Source organism: Veillonella absiana, from assembly GCF_032970865.1.
In the GTDB taxonomy this organism is placed as follows: domain Bacteria; phylum Bacillota; class Negativicutes; order Veillonellales; family Veillonellaceae; genus Veillonella; species Veillonella absiana.
In genome coordinates this window covers 141,662-159,586 of the sequence record NZ_JAWJZB010000004.1, presented here as the reverse complement: position 1 = coordinate 159,586, position 17,925 = coordinate 141,662, and the positions used below count along the sequence as shown (strand labels likewise).

Here is a 17,925-nt window from a genome sequence, read left to right as displayed (position 1 = left end):
CATCAATCTCATTATACGAACTGTACGTTTGACTGTCAATTTAACAGACAGTTTTATTTGATAGTTACTCATCAATCTAGAAGAGGTTTGCACCATGAGTCGTTGTTTGGTCATCATAAATCCCGTATCTGGTGGCGGTGCTGCGCGTCGATACGTTATGGAATTAGAGTGGAAGTTAAGCACTCTATTCGACACAATTGAAGTAAAATTTACCGCCGGTGATGGTGATGCCACTCGATTCGCTCGTGAGGCCACGGAAGCTGGTTTTAACGCTGTATTCTGTATGGGTGGTGATGGTACTGTTAGCGAAACTGTCAACGGTATCGCCCAAGGTGGGTTCAATACAAACTTTGGTTTCATTCCCGTAGGTACTGTAAATGATATGGCGCGGGCCCTAAATATCCCAAGACGACCTCTTGAGGCAATTCGTGCACTTTCACATGACAATATTCGCTCTATCGATATCGGCCATTGCAACGATCGCTATTTCTGTAATAACGTCGCTGCTGGTGTAATACCTAAGGTGGTAGAAGAAGTATCGCCAAAGGAAAAACAAATTCTAGGGCCGCTCGCCTATTTCTTGCGAGCTGGTCAAGCACTGTTTACCACCAAAGACTATACGTATCATATTGTTACAGAGGATCATGATTTCGTCTGTAAATCTCCCCTCGTCTTAGCATTACTGACCAATGTAGTATCCAGCTTTGAACGCTTTATGCCTAGTGCTAGCGTCGATGACGGTTACATGCGTATCATCATATTTAAAGAATATTTCATCATGGATATTTTAAGCGTTTTACCACTCATCATGAGCGGTTCCATTTATAACTCTAGATATGCTACGATTTTGAAAGTCCAGCAAGCGCGTATTGAATTACTATCCGATGTAGAAAATTTCCCAACCAATATCGATGGTGACAAAGGTCCTTGTATGCCCCTAGATATGAAGGTATTACCTGGCGTATTGCGTGTGTATGCACCAACAAAAAAATAGTTATATAAGCATATACTAAAGGTATAATGAATTACATACTTTTTTTGTCTACCAAAAAGGGATATATAGCAAGTTTAATTGCAAACTGTAAATACGTATTTATTAAAACTACATATTCAATAGAGGGGAGCTCTAACGAGCTGAGAGTAAGCAAAGCTTTTACCCGCAACCTGATTTGGATAATGCCAACGGAGGCCACTATGAAACTCACACGTTCACAATTAGCAGTTTATGTTATCACACCACCAACGTACCCAACTGGTCAAGAATTAGCCGACCAAGTAGAACAATCACTAAAGGGTGGCGCTACCATCATTCAATTGCGCCGCAAAGGATCCATCATTGACCCGAAAGATTCAACAAAAACGATAACCATAACACCTGAATTGATGCGTGAAGAGGCCCTATTAATTCAGGCACTTTGTAAACAATACAATGTGCCTTTTTTGATTGACGATAATGTACAGCTCGCCGCAGACATCAAGGCTGATGGCGTTCACATCGGCCAAGACGATATGCCGATTGCGGAGGCCCGCAAAATTCTAGGCGACGATGTTATCATCGGTCTCACTGCTAATAAATTAGACGACGCTATTCGTGCCTACGAGGAAGGCGCCGATTATGTAGGTTCTGGTGCCGTATTCGCAACAGGTACAAAAAACGATGCCACACCACTCAGTCACAAAGCATTCGAAACGATTTGTCGCAGTATCCCCATTCCTGTCGTAGCCATCGGCGGTATCACTGAGTCCAATATGGACCAACTCGATACAACTGGTCTTGCAGGATTTGCCATTATCAGCGATATTTTCAACGATGCGGATATCGAAACAAAAACATCTCGCATCGCCCAAAAAGCAAATCGTATGGTCCTCCCTCACACAGCCCTTACCATTGCGGGCAGTGATTCTAGCGGTGGTGCCGGCATTCAAGCAGATTTAAAAACGATGATGGCCCACCATGTGTACGGCATGAGTGCTATTACAGCATTAACCGCCCAAAATACTACAGGTGTTACATCTATTTTCAATACAACCCCTCAATTCCTAGGGGAACAATTAGATGCAGTATTCACGGATATTCGCCCTGATGCAGTAAAAATAGGTATGCTATCCACCAAAGAACTCATCCAAGTGGTTGCTGAAAAATTACGCCAATACGATGCAAAACCTGTGGTTCTAGATCCAGTTATGGTAGCCACCAGTGGGGCCCGCCTCATCGATGAAAACGCCCTAGATGCGTTGGTAAATGATCTATTACCACTGGCCACAGTAATCACTCCGAACATTCCAGAGGCAGAAATTCTTTCTCGTGAAAGTATAAAAACAGCCGCTGATATGGAACACGCAGCAAAAACTATTTTCGATACATATGGTTGTACCATCTTACTAAAAGGTGGTCATACAATCAATGACGCTAACGATTTAGTCTATGATGCCAATGGTATTCACTGGATTACAGGCCAACGTATTCAGAATCCTAACACCCATGGCACAGGCTGCACATTATCTAGTGCAATCGCCTCTAACTTGGCCAAAGGATATCCCCTCCTCGAATCCATTGAACGTGCTAAACGCTATATCTCCCTTACATTGAGTGCTATGCTTGATTTGGGCCAAGGCAGTGGCCCGTTGGAACATGGGGTAAAGATTAAAAATGAATTATAGAAGATAACATAAAAAATCGGATCATTGCCATAACACAGCAATGATCCGATTTTTATATTACCTATATAATCAATAGTTACAATCTATAATAACCTCTTGCAAAACTCTATATCGAAATTTACAAATTCACTTCTAGACAATTAGATCTATCTTTGCTATACTTTTATTAAAGATATTAATTATCATTTTAAAAGTTAACAAGGAGGCTATCATGGCTTACACATTACCTGAACTACCTTATGATTATAATGCCCTAGAACCGCATATTGATGAAGAAACAATGCGTATCCATCATGATAAACACCATAATGCATATGTAACAAATTTAAATGCTGCAGTTGAGAATTACCCTGAATTAGTAACTAAATCTGTTGATGAATTAGTTGCAGACCTCGACGCAGTTCCAGAAGCAATTCGTACAGCTGTTCGCAACAATGGTGGCGGTCATGCTAACCACACTTTCTTCTGGGAAGTAATGGGCCCTAATGCTGGTGGTGCACCAACTGGTCCTATCGCTGCTGCTATTGACGAAGCTTTCGGTAGCTTTGAGGCATTCCAAGCTGAATTCAACAAAGCTGCGGCTACTCGTTTCGGCTCCGGCTGGGCTTGGCTCGTTGTAAACAACGGCAAATTAGAAGTCGTATCCACTGCTAACCAAGATACACCTGCTAGCGAAGGAAAAACACCTGTATTAGCATTAGACGTATGGGAACATGCCTACTACTTGAAATACAGAAACGTTCGTCCAGACTACATCTCCGCGTTCTGGAACGTTGTTAACTGGGACGTTGTAAACAAACACTACGAAGCAGCAAAATAAAACTTCACAAAACCTCAATATAAAACAAGGACTGCATTCTCCTCAACGCCGTCCTTGTTTTTGTATGTAATTGTGAAAATTCAAGCTATCTGCTATTTATATGCAATCCGCATTCAACGCAATGCTAATTTAATGTCCAGTCAGATTGAGTACTCTATATCTTAACAGACTCTCGCAAACGGAAACTATAAATATAGCTTTCTTTTACTTTCATCCCCGTTAATCGTTCTAGGGCCTCTTTATAGAGTTCCATTTGTATTTTATAACGACTCACGAGTTCATCAGGGCTCTTGACGCGGTCCGTTTTATAATCCACCAGAACCCAAGCATCGCCCTCTTGGAACACCGTATCCACAATCCCTTGCAGGAACAGCTGCTCGCCGAACTCCAATGTTTTGTACACCCGTTGTCCATCAAAGAGCATACTGAATGGTAATTCTCGTTCCACACGATTTGATGAAACCAAGCGCTGTCCGAGATCAGAATGAAAAAATTCATACAAGGCCTTGTCATTGAGCAAGGCTCGTTCCTCCTTCGTAAAACGACCATTCCGAGTCAATTTATCGAGCATCGTTGTCATAGAATCTACTGTATACGTTTGCACTGGCAACCACTGCATCGCCTCATGCATCAACGTACCCCATTGCGCTCCAGTCACCTGCTCCGCATCATGTTCCAAGATCACTGGCTTACGGCCAAATATGGAATCTTGAACAGCTTGGTGAAAGTTCGGTAAATCAGTCTTTTCAGCATTTGAGGAAATAGTTTGATTAGCTTCAATATTTGTTGGAATAGTTTTATTAACTGCTACTTCTGTACTCACTACCTCCGTAGCCTCTACCGCTTCCAAATCGCGTTCTGCAAATCTTCGTTTTAATTCACTTACAGAGATTTTAGCAACCCGTTGCGTAGCCTCTTGGTATTCATAGTGGAAGTCAAATCGTTTGGCTATTGTCTCATCCAATGTGACCGCATTTACTGGTTCTAATGCACCCACGCGTGTCACCACATCGTCATCTACATCTACCTTACGATCTAATTGACCATAGTCAGCACCATTATGGAGTTCTACCTTGATTTTGCATCGCTTATCTAGCAAATCTAGATTTCCCACTGTTTCAGCTTCCACGATAGAGCGAATTAAATTACCCCCATCGAGATGACGAGCAAAGGCCATAATAATCCAATCTAGATAGGAGTTTGCCTTGGTAATTAAATCCTTCGGTAGTGATTGTTCTTCACAAGCGATAGCCGGTGCCCCTAGGGATTCTGCACGACCGTCTAATCCTTTCACAAAGCCTGTAAGGAATAATTTATCCCGTGCCCGTGTGAGTGCTACATAGAGAATACGCTGTTCCTCTGCTTTCAAAGCCAGTTCTAAGACACGTTTACTATAGAGCCAAGGCATAGATGGATAGACCACACGATACTCTGGATAGTACCCTTGTAAACCCATACCTGCTGTTTTGTGGAGCAGCATATTGCTACGCAAATCGAGCATATTAAACTGTTTTTGTATCCCCGATAGGAATACTACAGGGAATTCAAGACCTTTGGATTTATGAATGGTCATAATACGAACTACATTATCCGCCTCACTCACCACATTAGCAACGCTCAAATCTTGTCCCGCATCACGAAGACTTTCAATAAAGCGAAGGAATCTAAATAATCCTCGGAAACCTCCATTTTCGTAATCTTTGGCTCTTTCATAGAGAGCCATTACATTAGCACGGCGCACCAAACCATTCGGCATGGCCCCTACATAGTTTACATAATCCTTAGATTCATAAATATCCCACAGCAATTCAGCCACACCTTGGCGACGAGACAATGTGCGCCACCGTTCGATATCCGCCACAAATTGCGTGATACGAGTATCACCAGTTTGTTCAGCATAGATTGGTAACAACGACCACAACGAAGTTCGATTAGGTGCCGAATTAGGAGGCAATTGTTTGCCAAGCAACCGAATATGACCTAATTCATTGGCATCAAGACCTACCAGTCCAGAATGCAAAATAGCCGCCATTGGTAAATCCTGTTCTGGATTATCGATGATGGATAGCAAAGACAACATCATTTGAATCTCTAAGGCCTCAAAATAACCAGATGCCTCATTGACATAGGCTGGGATTCCTGCATTACGCATAGCTTCAACCATGCGATTACCCTTACCTGCTAGAGAACGTCGCAATATAACAATATCTCGCCACTCAAGAGGTCGGAAGGAGCCGTCCTTTTCCTGTACTAGGGACCCATTATGTTTTAGCTCCAGTATTTTTTCAATAATAAAACCTAGCTCGCGCTCCTCATTTTCAGGCTCATCGCCTTCATCATCACTGGCGCCTATTGCATTACTACTACTTTCCATGGCCTCTTTTGATACATCAATGAGATGTAATTCCACATCGCCGCCTATCCATTCAGCCGGAGCATCATCAACAATACGACCTGGTACGAGGGACTCTCTTTCACCATAGGTGAGTTCAGCAGCCGACTCGGTCATGATTTGATAGAAAATAAAGTTCGTCACGCGCAGTACATTTTCATCAGAACGAAAGTTCTGCGCCAAGTCGATACGCCGTTCTACGTCGTCCACACCGCCATAGGTTTTATATTTATTCATGAACAACGTAGAGTCCGCCATACGGAAACCATAGATGGATTGTTTCACATCACCCACATAGAACCGATTATCCTTATGAGACACGAGGTTAACGATAGCCTCTTGAACGCCATTCGTATCCTGGTATTCATCGACCATGACCTCTTTGAAAGCCTGTTGCAATTCAAGGGCCACTGAGGACGGTTGTGGATTGCCCTCTGTACCAGGCTCAATCAAGAGTTTTAAACATAAATGTTCCAGGTCAGAAAAATCTAGTAACCCCTCTGCTTGTTTCGCCGCTTCAAAAGCCTTGCGAAAATGTATAGTAATATTTACCAAGCCTTCAATGATAGGAATTTGAGATTCAATTTGGGATTTCCAATCGTCTTCCGTGAGAGTAAATACACCTGATGACATAGCCGTCAGCGTATCCTTTGCCTGATTGCGCAAGGCTTGGAACCTGGCCGCTAGTGCCTCATCGATAGTGCCATCCTTAAATGCCTTTGTTTTGGATGCAGTACCGTACTTAATGGTTTGCACCTGCTGTACCGCCTCATGCATGGATTGCCAATCTGTAGCCTCCACCAAGGATTTTACGCTCGGCAATATGGCATCCAATAATTTTTCCCATGGCTCAGGAGCGCCTGGTATTTCCAGCAATTCTTGCATAGTATTACAATTGGCCACTAAATTTTCAATTGTTTCTGCTTGCTCAGCCCAAAAATGTTTGCCCCACATCGTTTCCACAAGAGGCAATGTTTGGATCTCACGATAGCGCTCTACGATTTGCTGGAGCCACAAATTCGGATTGCTTTGGGCCATCGCATAATGATAGAGCCGCAAAATACGTTCATACAACTGTTCGTCAGACTTGTCATTACTAAACATATCCGCCAATTCAAATATATGATACGTATCCTCCTCATAGGCCTTCGTCACAATTTCACTGAGCACCTCTTGCTTCATGAGCTGCATTTCCCCTTCATTCCCAATGCGGAACAATGGATTCATATCGAGATGGTAAAAGTAACTTTTGATGACCCACTGGCAGAAGGAGTGCAATGTTGAAATATGGGCTGATGGCAATAGATTCAGTTGTTTTTCTAATTCTTCATCGCCCGTAGCCTCTAGTTCTTTTGCTAGGGCTACACCAATACGAGCACTCATTTCTGCGGCCGCCGCCTTGGTGAAAGTCACCACCAATAACTCTTGAATGGATAGAGGATTCGTTGTATCTTTCAAGCGAGAAATAATACGTTCAACCAATACCGCTGTTTTACCGGAACCTGCCGCTGCTGCAACGAGCAAGGTCTGTGCATCTAAGACACTATCCTTTGGTGCCTCAATGGCTGCCTGTTGATCAGCTGTCCATTTCATCATTGTCACCTCCTTTTCCCAAGGCCTCACGCATTTTATCCAATGCCGTACTTTCATCTAATTTTTGTAAATAATTATAGCTATTTTGGGTACTATCGAAACGACATACGGTGCGGTAATCACAATATGTACAAGGAATTCGTTTATCTATATTGTAAGGTTTGATAGGGAATTCACCATGACCGATTTTTTGGCCTGCCTCAGCCATAACGTGAGATGCATATTCAGTCATGAGATTAAATTCATCAGTACTCTTAACCTTATATTTATCGCTGCCATGAATGGCCCCTTTTGCAGTAATACGAACAGGCACATATGGTGAAGATTTCGCACCAGGTTGGATGTCATCCATGTGCATCAAAATTTCCGGATCATCAGCAAAATAACCACTATTTTTAATATCATCTTGTACCATGGATAGTTCAGCGGCTTCAGCCTTTGTTACCGGTCCATCCGCCTTGATTTGTGGACTTTTCACATACGTATAAATAGCACCAGCGGGAAGGATAGAGTAATTAGTTTCCTTCGTTTTACCCGATGATTCTAAGGCTAGCAAGTACGTCATGAGCTGTAGCTTGAGACCATAGTACACCTCTTGTCCCGATACCCTTGTACCGCCTGATTTATAATCGATAACAGCCCCATAAGTTTGCCCATCATACATATATTCATCAACACGGTCGATTTGACCACGCAATTTCAAGAACCGATTATTACCCAAGGCTACATCAATGGACGGCCAACCGTCATAACCACCAAATGATTGTTCCAGGTACACCGTATTAAAGTCACTTTTCTTCGACCAGTCTGTAAGACGGTACACCGTACGTTTTAACGTTTGAATCAAGCGTTGTTGTACTTGTTTTTGGTACGCATCACTTTCTTCCTTCATGTATACATCTTCGTTGATAAGATCCGTTGCCACTTGTTCACATAGGGTATTGCGTTCCTCGTCATCTAAGTCACGCCATTGTCTATTTTGCTCTAATAGATGCTCCCCTAAACGGCGCAAATTTTCATGCAAGAATGTCCCAATTTCAGGTGCCCCAAAGGTCCGAATAGGTCGTTCCTCCAGTTTGAGTCCATATTGAGCATAGAAACTAAACGGACATTGTTGGAATCGTTCCAACCGCGTCACAGAGCCACTCATGTAATTATCCTTGAGGAATAATCCATTAATAACGTCTTGATCTATGAGCGGTACCGCATTATTATCTCGAATACCACGAGTCACCTCTGCGAGGCGTGGACGATAGACGGTGCTTTCACAGGCCCAGTTATAGAGCCCCCACCATACAGGAGATACGGATTCTCCTCCTAGGAGTTCCGCCCAACGAGAGGATAACAACGCTAAGCTCTGATTAGGGCGCCATAAATAATCGGACTCAGTATCCTCTTGAATGCTGAGGGGCACAAAGGTTTCCTTGGAGCAGTACGCCATGTTTTGCAAGCGTTTCACCGCGAGGGCACTCTCCATGGCATCACCCTCTGTACCGGCACCAGCAAAGGATAATGTTAATTGCTGTTTCGCCCGCGTACAAGCCAAATAAAACAAGAAATTCTCGTTGAAGGCCTTCGGCAATGCCCCTTCAGCGAGGGTAATACCAACACTAGCTAATTCTTCCCGCTCGCGGTCCTTAATAAGTCCTTCGTCTCCCATACTCTGTGGGAATATACCTTGATTGAGCCCCATGACAAACACTTGTTTCCAGGACTGACTATATCCACGTTCCACCGTCGTTACCACCACGTGATCAAGGGTCGGTGGAATCATAGAGTAATTTACGTCCTCTAGACCTTCTTCCATGAGAAGGGCCATTTCATCTAGAGTCAATTCGTCCTCATCAGCAATAGCCATCACTTCATCAAAGAAGCTCATCACGGCACTATACATTTGCTCGTGACTAGCCTTCGCCTCTAAATCATTAGCCTGCTCTGCCTCTTGCGCCCATTGATACAATTGTGTGGGCACCTCAAAATTCTCTAACACTTCATAGAGTTTAGAGCACCACTCGCGGCCTGTATGTGGTTCAAGGGCAAATTCAAACCAAGGCTCCAAGGCGTCCATAATTTTTTTATGTGTCGTATTGACCCGTTCTAACCGAATTTCCTCAGCAAATTTGATAGGATTTCCGTCCTCATCCAATTGAGGCCCCTTCAGAAAGGCACTATTGACTCCTCGTGTATAGGTCCACTCCTTTTCCCATTGGTAATGACGTATACCGAATTCCAAGCAATAATTTTCTAATTCATCTACCTCTTCACGAGTAACAGGCAATAAATCTGTTTTTAACCAACGGAATAATACATCATGTCCATAATTAGAGCGAACAATTTCGAATATATCTGCTAAAAACTCAGACAATGGATGTGTTTTCATAGGTCGTTGACGGTCGATGAAATGGGGAATTTCATAGCGTGTGAGCGCTTTTTCTAAGGTATCCCCATAGGTTTCGGATTCGCGCAGCATAATGCCTACATCACGCCACCGTGCACGGGGTTGTTCCATGTAGTGGAGGATATGTCGGCACACCTCATCGGCTTCACAGTCACGGTTATAGCCTTTTATAAGGGGAATTTGTGTGAGCCCAACGGTATTGTTTGAGGACCGCACAGGACTGGCAAAGAATTCCTGTTCCAAGGCTGTCAAAACAGGCGCCTCAAAACGTTTTGCACTATCGAAGGTGCGTTCATTAATCTGATTTCCATAGCGCTCATGAAGGGTATCATAAATTTCACGAGGACGGCTGAATAGTGCCCCTCGATTTCGATGTTTCATTCGTTCCTTTGGGTCTACCGGAAGATTAACTGTTATGACAGATTCCTTTGCCAAATCAAACAAAGTATACAATAGTTCATAGTGAACCGGTGTAAACCAATGGAAACCATCTACGAATACATGGGCATTTGTCATTAATGGTGATTCTGGCAGGGCTTGTACAAGCTCGATAAGTGGATCTAAATCGCTTTCACCATGTTTGGCTAATTCGGTTTCGTAAGCCTCCATGAGTTTCGCTAGCTCAGCAAGTTTTCTCGCCAACGACTCGGAATGTACCTGCTCGGCACCCTTTGCTAAATCACTAGCTTCAACGCGGAAGGATTTGAATTCAGAAAATAACCCTTGTAATACGTCAGAGAACTCAGGTCGTTTCGCCGCTTGAGACAGAACACCGAGTTCTGCATTATAACGCTTCATAATGAGGCGCAATAATAGATTACGGCCTACTGCAGAAATACTGCGCGATTGTTCCTTAACGGTACCAATGGATTGGTATACTTGATACGCCAAGCGCCCAAAACCAACGACACGAACCGTTGTAAAACCGCCATTTGGCATAAATTCAGCAAGCTCCCGCTCTACCTTGTATGTAGCAGGTTCTGGAACGAGTAAAATGATTGGTTCCCCTGGGTTTTGTTCAATTATTTCTCGGATACGCTCATAACAGGCGAAGCTTTTACCCGTGCCAGCCCGTCCGATATACATAGTGAGGTTCATCGTTGCCTCCTAGCTTTCACAAATATATATACATTTATTATACACCACCTGATGAGGAATTTTATGCCCATCGAGCGGGATATTTCATAATAATTTCATAGTCATCGTGTGCTATAATAGACGTATAACATTACAATTTTGGGAGATGAACATAATGAAAAAAAACGTATTAACAACGCTCGCTGTTATCGCTATGACAACAGTACCATTCGCTGCGTTCGCCGCAGACAATACAACTAGCGCATCCTTCAAGGATTTACAAACACTATTAAAACAATCTCAGCAACAAATGGAGGCCTCCGCTAATGCACTCGACCAAGCAGCATCCGTCGAAGCTCCTAGTTATATCAAAAATGGTACTGGTAATCCAAATCGTATGACCACTATGGATTCTAGTTCCTACACCACATCCAGCATTATTTTAAATAATGGTAAAAACACCACAACTACCACTCGCAATACCGCCAATAATTACACATCTGTATTAGATAACACCGATGTGGGTAATGTAAACCTTAGCTCCATCGTAGTAGATGAGGATGCAGAAACAATTGCGGACGATTCCATCGGTTTCTCTGAAAGCATGCCTGTCACCAAGGAAGCATCTAATAAAGTAGCCGCAACTACAACTAGTGCAAACAAGCCTGCTATCACCTCATTGAGCCAGTCTACCATCATGCGCGTTCCTGACGCAACAGCCATACGGGGTAGCGAAGTAGCAAAATGGCAATCTCGGTATGATGAAAATTCACAAAACGCCTTTGATGTGACACTCAACAACTCCACATATACATTTAAATTGCCAGCAAAAACAACTGGTTATAATGTGAGCACATCGAATTCCTATAGCACAGGGAACGGCGCTACTGCTAGCACATTCACCACTAATGTTGTAAACGAATCCATCGTCAATGGCCAAGCATTGCGCACGACTATTCAATTGAAACAACCAGCTGATGCTGCTATCGTCTTGAAAACTTTACAACAAAAACACTTTGCCTCGGATAATGAATTGCAAACATTATTCGCCTACAACGAAATGTACGATGGTGTGAAAACTGATGCTAACTATGAATATATTGATAGTAAAAATATATTCATCGGACTCAAAAGTGGCTTTGTATCTGCCCCTAACGGAGACCAACGACCATATGCTATAACAATTGGAGCATTGAGCGATAACACTGTGGTAACAGTCACTGTGGCAAGCAACAATGAATCTGATTATGACTTGGTGAAAGGCACGGCTTACGCAGTATTAGCATCTGCGACAGCTAAAAACTAGCAAAGTAAATTAGTGCTACGAGTAAGGTAGGTGGAAACTATGACTACGACTACGCCTAGCAAAACTAAACCGTATGGTGTCAGTTGGATATCATTATGTTTTCGTGCACTAAGCACTTTGCTTTTGATATTGATAGCACCTCTAGCTTCCATTATTATAGGTATAATATTAGGTGGTATCATTCTACCTATTTTTATAATCATGGGCTTCCTTGTAATACTTATGCTTTATTCCTTCTGTATTGTATTTCCGCTTCTATCCTATTGGGGTATTCAAGAATCTAGCCCTTATTATTTAAGCCTAATTACAATCTTTTATGGAATCCCTTATCTATTATGGGGCACATCAATTGCCAAGGAAGATATTTATTCACTTATATCGGACTATAAGCGATTAAAATAATAGTAAAGCATTAAGGCATTTAAAAAGGTACTCACGCGACTACAACAATCGCGCGAGTACCTTTTTTGCTTTCTCAGCCATCAATGCGTAACCTGGCTCATTAGGGTGCACGTCTCCGGCAAATACGAGTTTACCTTGCATATCCGCATCATGGATTACACGGTAAAAATCGATAGTATCAATATGTTGTTCAGCACAATACTGTTTAAGTAATTCAATATATCGCACCATGATCAAATCGAGACCAGCCATATCAAAATCGATTTGCGGTGGCAGTCCCACTATCAGTGTAGCTCCTTTAGAACGAGCACAGGCGATGAGCTCTATCATTTTCTTAAAACAATACGTTTCATCTCTCCCCATAAGAATATCATTGGACCCGCCCATAAGGAAAATATAACGTTTATTTTCAGCTCTCCTAACCGCGACACCATCACTGCAAGGCACCTTACTATTGGCACTACCTGTACAACTACTCACTCGTTCCAATCGATACAAGATCCCTTGTAATGTATCTCCATCGATGCCATGATTTTGAATTTCTACATCTGGAAATTCCTTCTGCACTAATTCAACCCAACCAAGGCCACGAGGGACATCATAGCCATTCGTTAAACTATCTCCAAAACAAAGTAATTGCATGCCATCACCGACTTTCACCATAATGCTAACTATTTATCCTATACACATACAAGTTGAGAAACCACTCCAGCCAATCGGCTGATCGATACCTCCATTGTACAATAGCACGTCTATAGCACCATTGTACAACAGCACCTCCAAATAGAAAAGACAGATCACTACTGCATTCAGACCATTTCACATTATAATGCCCTCGAAATCGCCAGACGTTTCAATTTGCTAAACAAAAGCAGTTTTCAGCACTCAGATGCGGTAGAATATATTCGCTCTACCACCGGTGCTTGCGTTATGGAAACAGCCACAGCTATTGCTAACATGAAAAAGGATCCAAAAATCAGAGAAAACATATAGTACGATGAAAGCCCATGCTCGCGCATGGGCTTTTTTGTAGTTAAAATTTGACGGAATCTTCAACGACGGCAACCACAAATACGACAGACACCGCAAATAAGCAAAGCCCCTCAACTACATCTTCCATCAATTTTCTGAAGTCTAAGCACGTCAAATAGCCTCATGTAGGTGTTGCTATGCTGTACGATAAACCGTTTCAATCCATCGATGAGCAAATTCTGCTGCTCACCGGGCAAGGTTTGGACACAATGTACGAATTAGCCTGTATCGATAAAGCGGATAATACGCTTAGAAATTTATTATTTCCCTATTTAACTGATTTCGAGCAAAAACTAAAAGCATCCATCGCCCACCACTTTTCAGAAAAGTACGGCCTCGACCATAAAAAATATATTAGTAATAATAATTTCAAAATGGACCAGAAAAATAATCGTAAAACTCAAAATTTAATCAATCAAATATCTCGTAAAGGAGTTTATGACGTTAGTAACGAATAAATAATTATACCGTTTAATAATAGCAGTAATTTTAATACAAGGGGGATGTTAAAATGAAACGGTTTTTCTTATCCTTAACAACTTTTTTGGCACTATGGATTTTCTCATTTGTAGGGTTTTCCGTACAAGCAGCTAGCGGATATACCTACACCTACCCGCCACACTTAAACGGAGACCCGAATTATACTCTCGCATACGGACATATGGGAGTAGGGACGTATGTTGATACTAAAGCCGTAAAAGTACTAGATCAACCTAATAAAGGAGTGGTTTTTGCAGTTAGAACTGTTTCTGGATTGGTACTTGATAGAAATAATGACTGGGTTGTTCCAGCTAAAGATACTAAAGAATTTATACAAGTATTCATACGTGTTTATGATGACCCCTGGAATATAGCATACTTATATGATTACAGCAAAAGCAATTATAAAGCTGTCGATTTGAGTAGCCCTTACGGATATATGCAAAGCGCTATTGGCGGTTTCTCAATTGGATGGCATACCATGACAGGAACTTACTATCCAAATTTAAGACATTATTAACTCAAATGACAATGGTCTAGTAGTATACTTATTAACGCACAAGATTAACCTATAACGCTCAAATTCATACTGCAGCCATGATACAAAAACTATAACACAAATACCCCACCTTCAACACATTGTCTGGAGACGGGGTATTTTAAATTTACATATATTTAAACGTATAAATCTATCACTATTTGCACGACCTGCTTTGTCTTCACGTCTAACAGCAAAGCAAGATGTTATTGTTAAATTAAACAAACGTCACGAATAGCTACCCTAAAATTCCAATAGGCAAAAATAGGGCAAATTTTCTCACTAATGCGTTGTAATGCGAATATTAAGGAATGCCCCGAAGTCAGATTTTAACTGAACTCAGAGCATTACGCAGCTATTTTATTTAGTTAAGAGTTAGTGGCGGAGAGGGTGGGATTCGAACCCACGGCCCCTTGCGGAGTCACTGGTTTTCAAGACCAGCTCCTTAAACCACTCGGACACCTCTCCATAGCGGATTAATTATATCAAAAAATCCCGTATATACGCAAGGTGTAGAATTTCGAAATGTTGATAACTAACTTTCACCCAATCGATAGTCACCAAATTAGTTCACTGTAAAATACGACTAAATTAGCCAATGAAGGCCCATCTAATTTAGAACAAATCCTTTTTCCACATGCCGATAATAGCAATGATAGACGCTACGATGGAAATAAGAACAATGATCCAGAATCCATGCGGATTATCCTGGAATGGCAAGGCCACATTTGTCCCCCACAAGCTAAAGATGATAGTCGGTACAGCCAAGGTAATTGTTAAGGCTGCCAACATTTTCATCACCATATTAAGGTTATTGGAAATAATGGACGTAAAGGCGTTCATCATATTCATCAAGATATTGGAGTACATCTCAACCATCTCGATGGCCTGTTTGTTTTCGATGATTACGTCCTCAAGCAAGTCCTCGTCCTCTTCATACATCTTTAATAGACGTGTATAAGTACTATGGCCGCGCATGCGAAGTAACCGTTCCATTACGGTACCATTTGTACGCAATGCGGAGCTAAAGTATGTCATGGATTTCTGCAATTCTAACAATTGGAAGAAGTCCTTATTCTTTGTTGTATGGCGCAATTGCACTTCGATATCATCAGTACGACGATTGATTTGTTGCAAATAGCGCAAGAACAAAATAGCTGTTCTATACAAAATTTGGAATAAAAATCTAGTTTTCTTGAACGTATAGAACGTAGAAACTTGATTATTAATAAATGGATATAGAACCTCTGATTCCTCTAAACATATAGTAATAAAGAAATCTGGCGTTAAGAATATACCAAGCGGTACTGTATCATACATATCCGTACCGCGAATGGCCGGAATATTAATAACAACAAATATATAATTATCCTCTAACTCCACGTGAGAACGTTCTTCCATATCGAGAGCAGTCTTGAGCACGTCTGTAGGGATTTCTGTCAAAATATTAATAAGGGATAGCTCATCGGGGTCTGGGTTCACCAAATTTACCCATGATCCTTTTGTGGCATCTGATACGGTAGCATCGGCAACTAATTCTTCATCAATGTGTTTATATACCGTCAGCATGCTATCCCTCCTCTCTGTGACTCATTATCTGTTATTATGCGTTATTTTACGTATTTCATCTCTAAAATTATATACTATTTAGGAGCTATTTACTACCCCTCAAAGGGTGAAAGAAAAACTATTTTCATTAAAATTTACATTCACTGTAGACATTTTACAATGCCTCCAATCATATTACCCAAAACTCTTGACACAAAATAACCCCATACCCCCATCACTAAAACACAATAATCAACCAACTAAAAACGCTCTCACTCTACCCTAAAGGTATCATGAGAGCGTTTATATATTGTATTAATCAAGTAACCCCATAGGCCGTCAAGATTTTATTGTCTTTGACCCAATTTTGCATCAACAAACAATTGAGAAGATTTGCTGTCGCCAGCGAATGTGAATTGATCGATAATACCACGAGCACTCGCTTCTTCTTCCACTTGTTCTTTCACGAACCAGCTCAAGAATTCAACTGTTGCATAATCTTTTTCTTCTTGTGCCAAACCATATAGTGCATGAATTTTAGATGTAATCATTTGTTCATGAGCCAATACAGCTTTCGCTACTTCAAGTGGGTTGTCCAATTGGCAAGCTTCACCTTTAATATCCCCAAGAGTGATTGTTTGATCACAATCTTGTAAGTATGTAATAAATTTATGAGCATGATCTAATTCTTCTTGGTACTGTGCTTGCAACCAAGCTGCATAACCATTCATCTTAGCATCTGCCATAGCGATGGACATTGCCAAATATAGATAGGATGCATTAAATTCAAAAATAACTTGTTCATTTAAAGCTGCTGCAATTTTACTGTTCATTATAATTACCTCGTTTCTCTAAAAATCAATTTTTAGAAATATTAAGAATACTTGCTCTTAAAAGAATATATAAAACTTTATCTATTCTCATTATAACACTATATTTAAAAATATCAATATGATATTTCAAAACTTTACCGAGATTTTATAGAACAAATTGAAAACAAGGTCTATGTGAAATTCTTTCTCATATGTGCATTTCCAAAATAATAACTCACAAAATTGAGAATACACATCAAAACCTTTATTACCTTTTCATACACCACATCTCAATATTTTAATTGAGAATAGACATCATATTCTTTCAAAATATCTCGTCCACCTAAATCGGCTAACTCAATCATAAATGCCAGTTCATAAACATGAGCCCCCAAGGCCTCTACCAATTCTGTCATGGCCTTGGCCGTGCCACCAGTGGCTAACAAATCATCAATCACTAGTACATTATCCCCTTTGGTGAAAGCATCCTTATGGACCTCTATGCTATTACTGCCATATTCGAGATCATAGGACACGCTAACGGTCTCTGCCGGTAATTTACCTGGTTTACGTGCAGGCACAAATCCTGCACCAATAGCATATGCTAGTGCGGCCCCAAAGATAAAGCCCCGCGCATCTGCACCCAGTACGTAATCAATATGCTTATCTTTATAACGCTCTACAAAATCATCCATAATAATACGTAATCCCTCAGCATCTTTCAAGGCTGTCGTAATATCTCGGAATACAACACCTGCCTCTGGAAAATCAGGGATACTTCTGATTAATGATTTTATTTGATCTTGTTCTACTTGATTCATGGGAAACTCCTTATGTAATATATTCTATCTCTATTATACGAGCTG

At 41.3% G+C, this 17,925-nt stretch carries 12 protein-coding genes and 1 tRNA gene; 6 read left to right on the top strand and 7 right to left on the bottom strand.

Annotated elements, in window-relative coordinates:
• The first annotated feature begins 94 nt into the window (after positions 1-94).
• The 3 genes from RVY80_RS04515 (at position 95) to RVY80_RS04505 (ending at position 3,481) form a co-directional block, all read left to right on the top strand.
• Positions 95-994: a diacylglycerol/lipid kinase family protein gene (locus RVY80_RS04515; RefSeq protein ID WP_295188374.1), complete on the top strand. Its 900-nt coding sequence runs from the start codon at positions 95-97 to the stop codon at positions 992-994.
• A gap of 200 nt (positions 995-1,194) precedes the next feature.
• Positions 1,195-2,661, top strand: a complete 1,467-nt coding sequence (thiD, locus tag RVY80_RS04510; protein WP_310746018.1) for a bifunctional hydroxymethylpyrimidine kinase/phosphomethylpyrimidine kinase — start codon at positions 1,195-1,197, stop codon at positions 2,659-2,661.
• 211 nt (positions 2,662-2,872) lie between these two features.
• Complete coding sequence (locus RVY80_RS04505; protein ID WP_295188377.1) at positions 2,873-3,481, top strand: superoxide dismutase; 609 nt, start codon at positions 2,873-2,875, stop codon at positions 3,479-3,481.
• Between the two features lie 154 nt (positions 3,482-3,635).
• Here the strand turns inward: RVY80_RS04505 and addA are convergent, their stop codons facing one another.
• Together addA and RVY80_RS04495 are read right to left on the bottom strand one after the other, a co-directional pair.
• Positions 3,636-7,466, bottom strand: coding sequence for a helicase-exonuclease AddAB subunit AddA (gene addA, locus RVY80_RS04500; protein WP_317329808.1), 3,831 nt, complete (start codon positions 7,464-7,466; stop codon positions 3,636-3,638).
• Entirely contained in the window at positions 7,450-10,962 is a 3,513-nt protein-coding gene (locus RVY80_RS04495) for a PD-(D/E)XK nuclease family protein (RefSeq protein ID WP_317329787.1), read from the bottom strand. The genes addA and RVY80_RS04495 overlap by 17 nt, the downstream gene beginning before the upstream one ends.
• 154 nt (positions 10,963-11,116) lie before the next feature.
• Between RVY80_RS04495 and RVY80_RS04490 the strand changes: the two genes are divergently transcribed.
• A complete protein-coding gene (locus RVY80_RS04490; RefSeq protein WP_317329786.1) occupies positions 11,117-12,247 on the top strand; it encodes a hypothetical protein in 1,131 nt (376 codons plus the stop codon).
• 441 nt (positions 12,248-12,688) lie between these two features.
• Here RVY80_RS04490 and RVY80_RS04485 read toward each other — a convergent pair whose 3' ends face one another.
• Positions 12,689-13,312: a GDSL-type esterase/lipase family protein gene (locus RVY80_RS04485; protein WP_295193414.1), complete on the bottom strand. Its 624-nt coding sequence runs from the start codon at positions 13,310-13,312 to the stop codon at positions 12,689-12,691.
• Between the two features lie 506 nt (positions 13,313-13,818).
• On the opposite strand from RVY80_RS04485, the gene RVY80_RS04480 reads away from it, so the two are divergent.
• Positions 13,819-14,139 carry an Abi family protein gene (locus tag RVY80_RS04480; RefSeq protein ID WP_295188382.1) on the top strand — a complete coding sequence of 107 codons (321 nt, stop codon included), beginning with the start codon at positions 13,819-13,821 and terminating at the stop codon, positions 14,137-14,139.
• 53 nt (positions 14,140-14,192) lie between these two features.
• Positions 14,193-14,681 carry a hypothetical protein gene (locus tag RVY80_RS04475; protein ID WP_317329785.1) on the top strand — a complete coding sequence of 163 codons (489 nt, stop codon included), beginning with the start codon at positions 14,193-14,195 and terminating at the stop codon, positions 14,679-14,681.
• 397 nt (positions 14,682-15,078) lie between these two features.
• Here RVY80_RS04475 and RVY80_RS04470 read toward each other — a convergent pair.
• From RVY80_RS04470 to RVY80_RS04455, 4 genes are all read right to left on the bottom strand, one after another.
• Positions 15,079-15,167 (bottom strand) — tRNA-Ser (locus RVY80_RS04470).
• A 147-nt stretch (positions 15,168-15,314) separates the two neighbouring features.
• On the bottom strand, positions 15,315-16,268 hold the full coding sequence (locus tag RVY80_RS04465) for a magnesium transporter CorA family protein (RefSeq protein WP_295188386.1): 954 nt from the start codon (positions 16,266-16,268) through the stop codon (positions 15,315-15,317).
• Between the two features lie 326 nt (positions 16,269-16,594).
• Entirely contained in the window at positions 16,595-17,080 is a 486-nt protein-coding gene (locus tag RVY80_RS04460) for a ferritin (RefSeq protein WP_295188388.1), read from the bottom strand.
• A gap of 269 nt (positions 17,081-17,349) precedes the next feature.
• Positions 17,350-17,880 carry an adenine phosphoribosyltransferase gene (locus RVY80_RS04455; protein ID WP_317329784.1) on the bottom strand — a complete coding sequence of 177 codons (531 nt, stop codon included), beginning with the start codon at positions 17,878-17,880 and terminating at the stop codon, positions 17,350-17,352.
• Positions 17,881-17,925 lie beyond the last annotated feature (45 nt).

Coding starts and splice junctions, on each gene's coding strand:
- RVY80_RS04460 (WP_295188388.1), bottom strand. CDS start 17,080: ATGAACAGTAAAATTGCAGCAGCTTTAAATGAACAAGTTATTTTTGAA.
- RVY80_RS04505 (WP_295188377.1), top strand. CDS start 2,873: ATGGCTTACACATTACCTGAACTACCTTATGATTATAATGCCCTAGAA.
- RVY80_RS04490 (WP_317329786.1), top strand. CDS start 11,117: ATGAAAAAAAACGTATTAACAACGCTCGCTGTTATCGCTATGACAACA.
- RVY80_RS04495 (WP_317329787.1), bottom strand. CDS start 10,962: ATGAACCTCACTATGTATATCGGACGGGCTGGCACGGGTAAAAGCTTC.
- RVY80_RS04455 (WP_317329784.1), bottom strand. CDS start 17,880: ATGAATCAAGTAGAACAAGATCAAATAAAATCATTAATCAGAAGTATC.
- thiD (WP_310746018.1), top strand. CDS start 1,195: ATGAAACTCACACGTTCACAATTAGCAGTTTATGTTATCACACCACCA.
- RVY80_RS04465 (WP_295188386.1), bottom strand. CDS start 16,268: ATGCTGACGGTATATAAACACATTGATGAAGAATTAGTTGCCGATGCT.
- RVY80_RS04480 (WP_295188382.1), top strand. CDS start 13,819: ATGCTGTACGATAAACCGTTTCAATCCATCGATGAGCAAATTCTGCTG.
- RVY80_RS04485 (WP_295193414.1), bottom strand. CDS start 13,312: ATGGTGAAAGTCGGTGATGGCATGCAATTACTTTGTTTTGGAGATAGT.
- RVY80_RS04515 (WP_295188374.1), top strand. CDS start 95: ATGAGTCGTTGTTTGGTCATCATAAATCCCGTATCTGGTGGCGGTGCT.
- RVY80_RS04475 (WP_317329785.1), top strand. CDS start 14,193: ATGAAACGGTTTTTCTTATCCTTAACAACTTTTTTGGCACTATGGATT.
- addA (WP_317329808.1), bottom strand. CDS start 7,466: ATGAAATGGACAGCTGATCAACAGGCAGCCATTGAGGCACCAAAGGAT.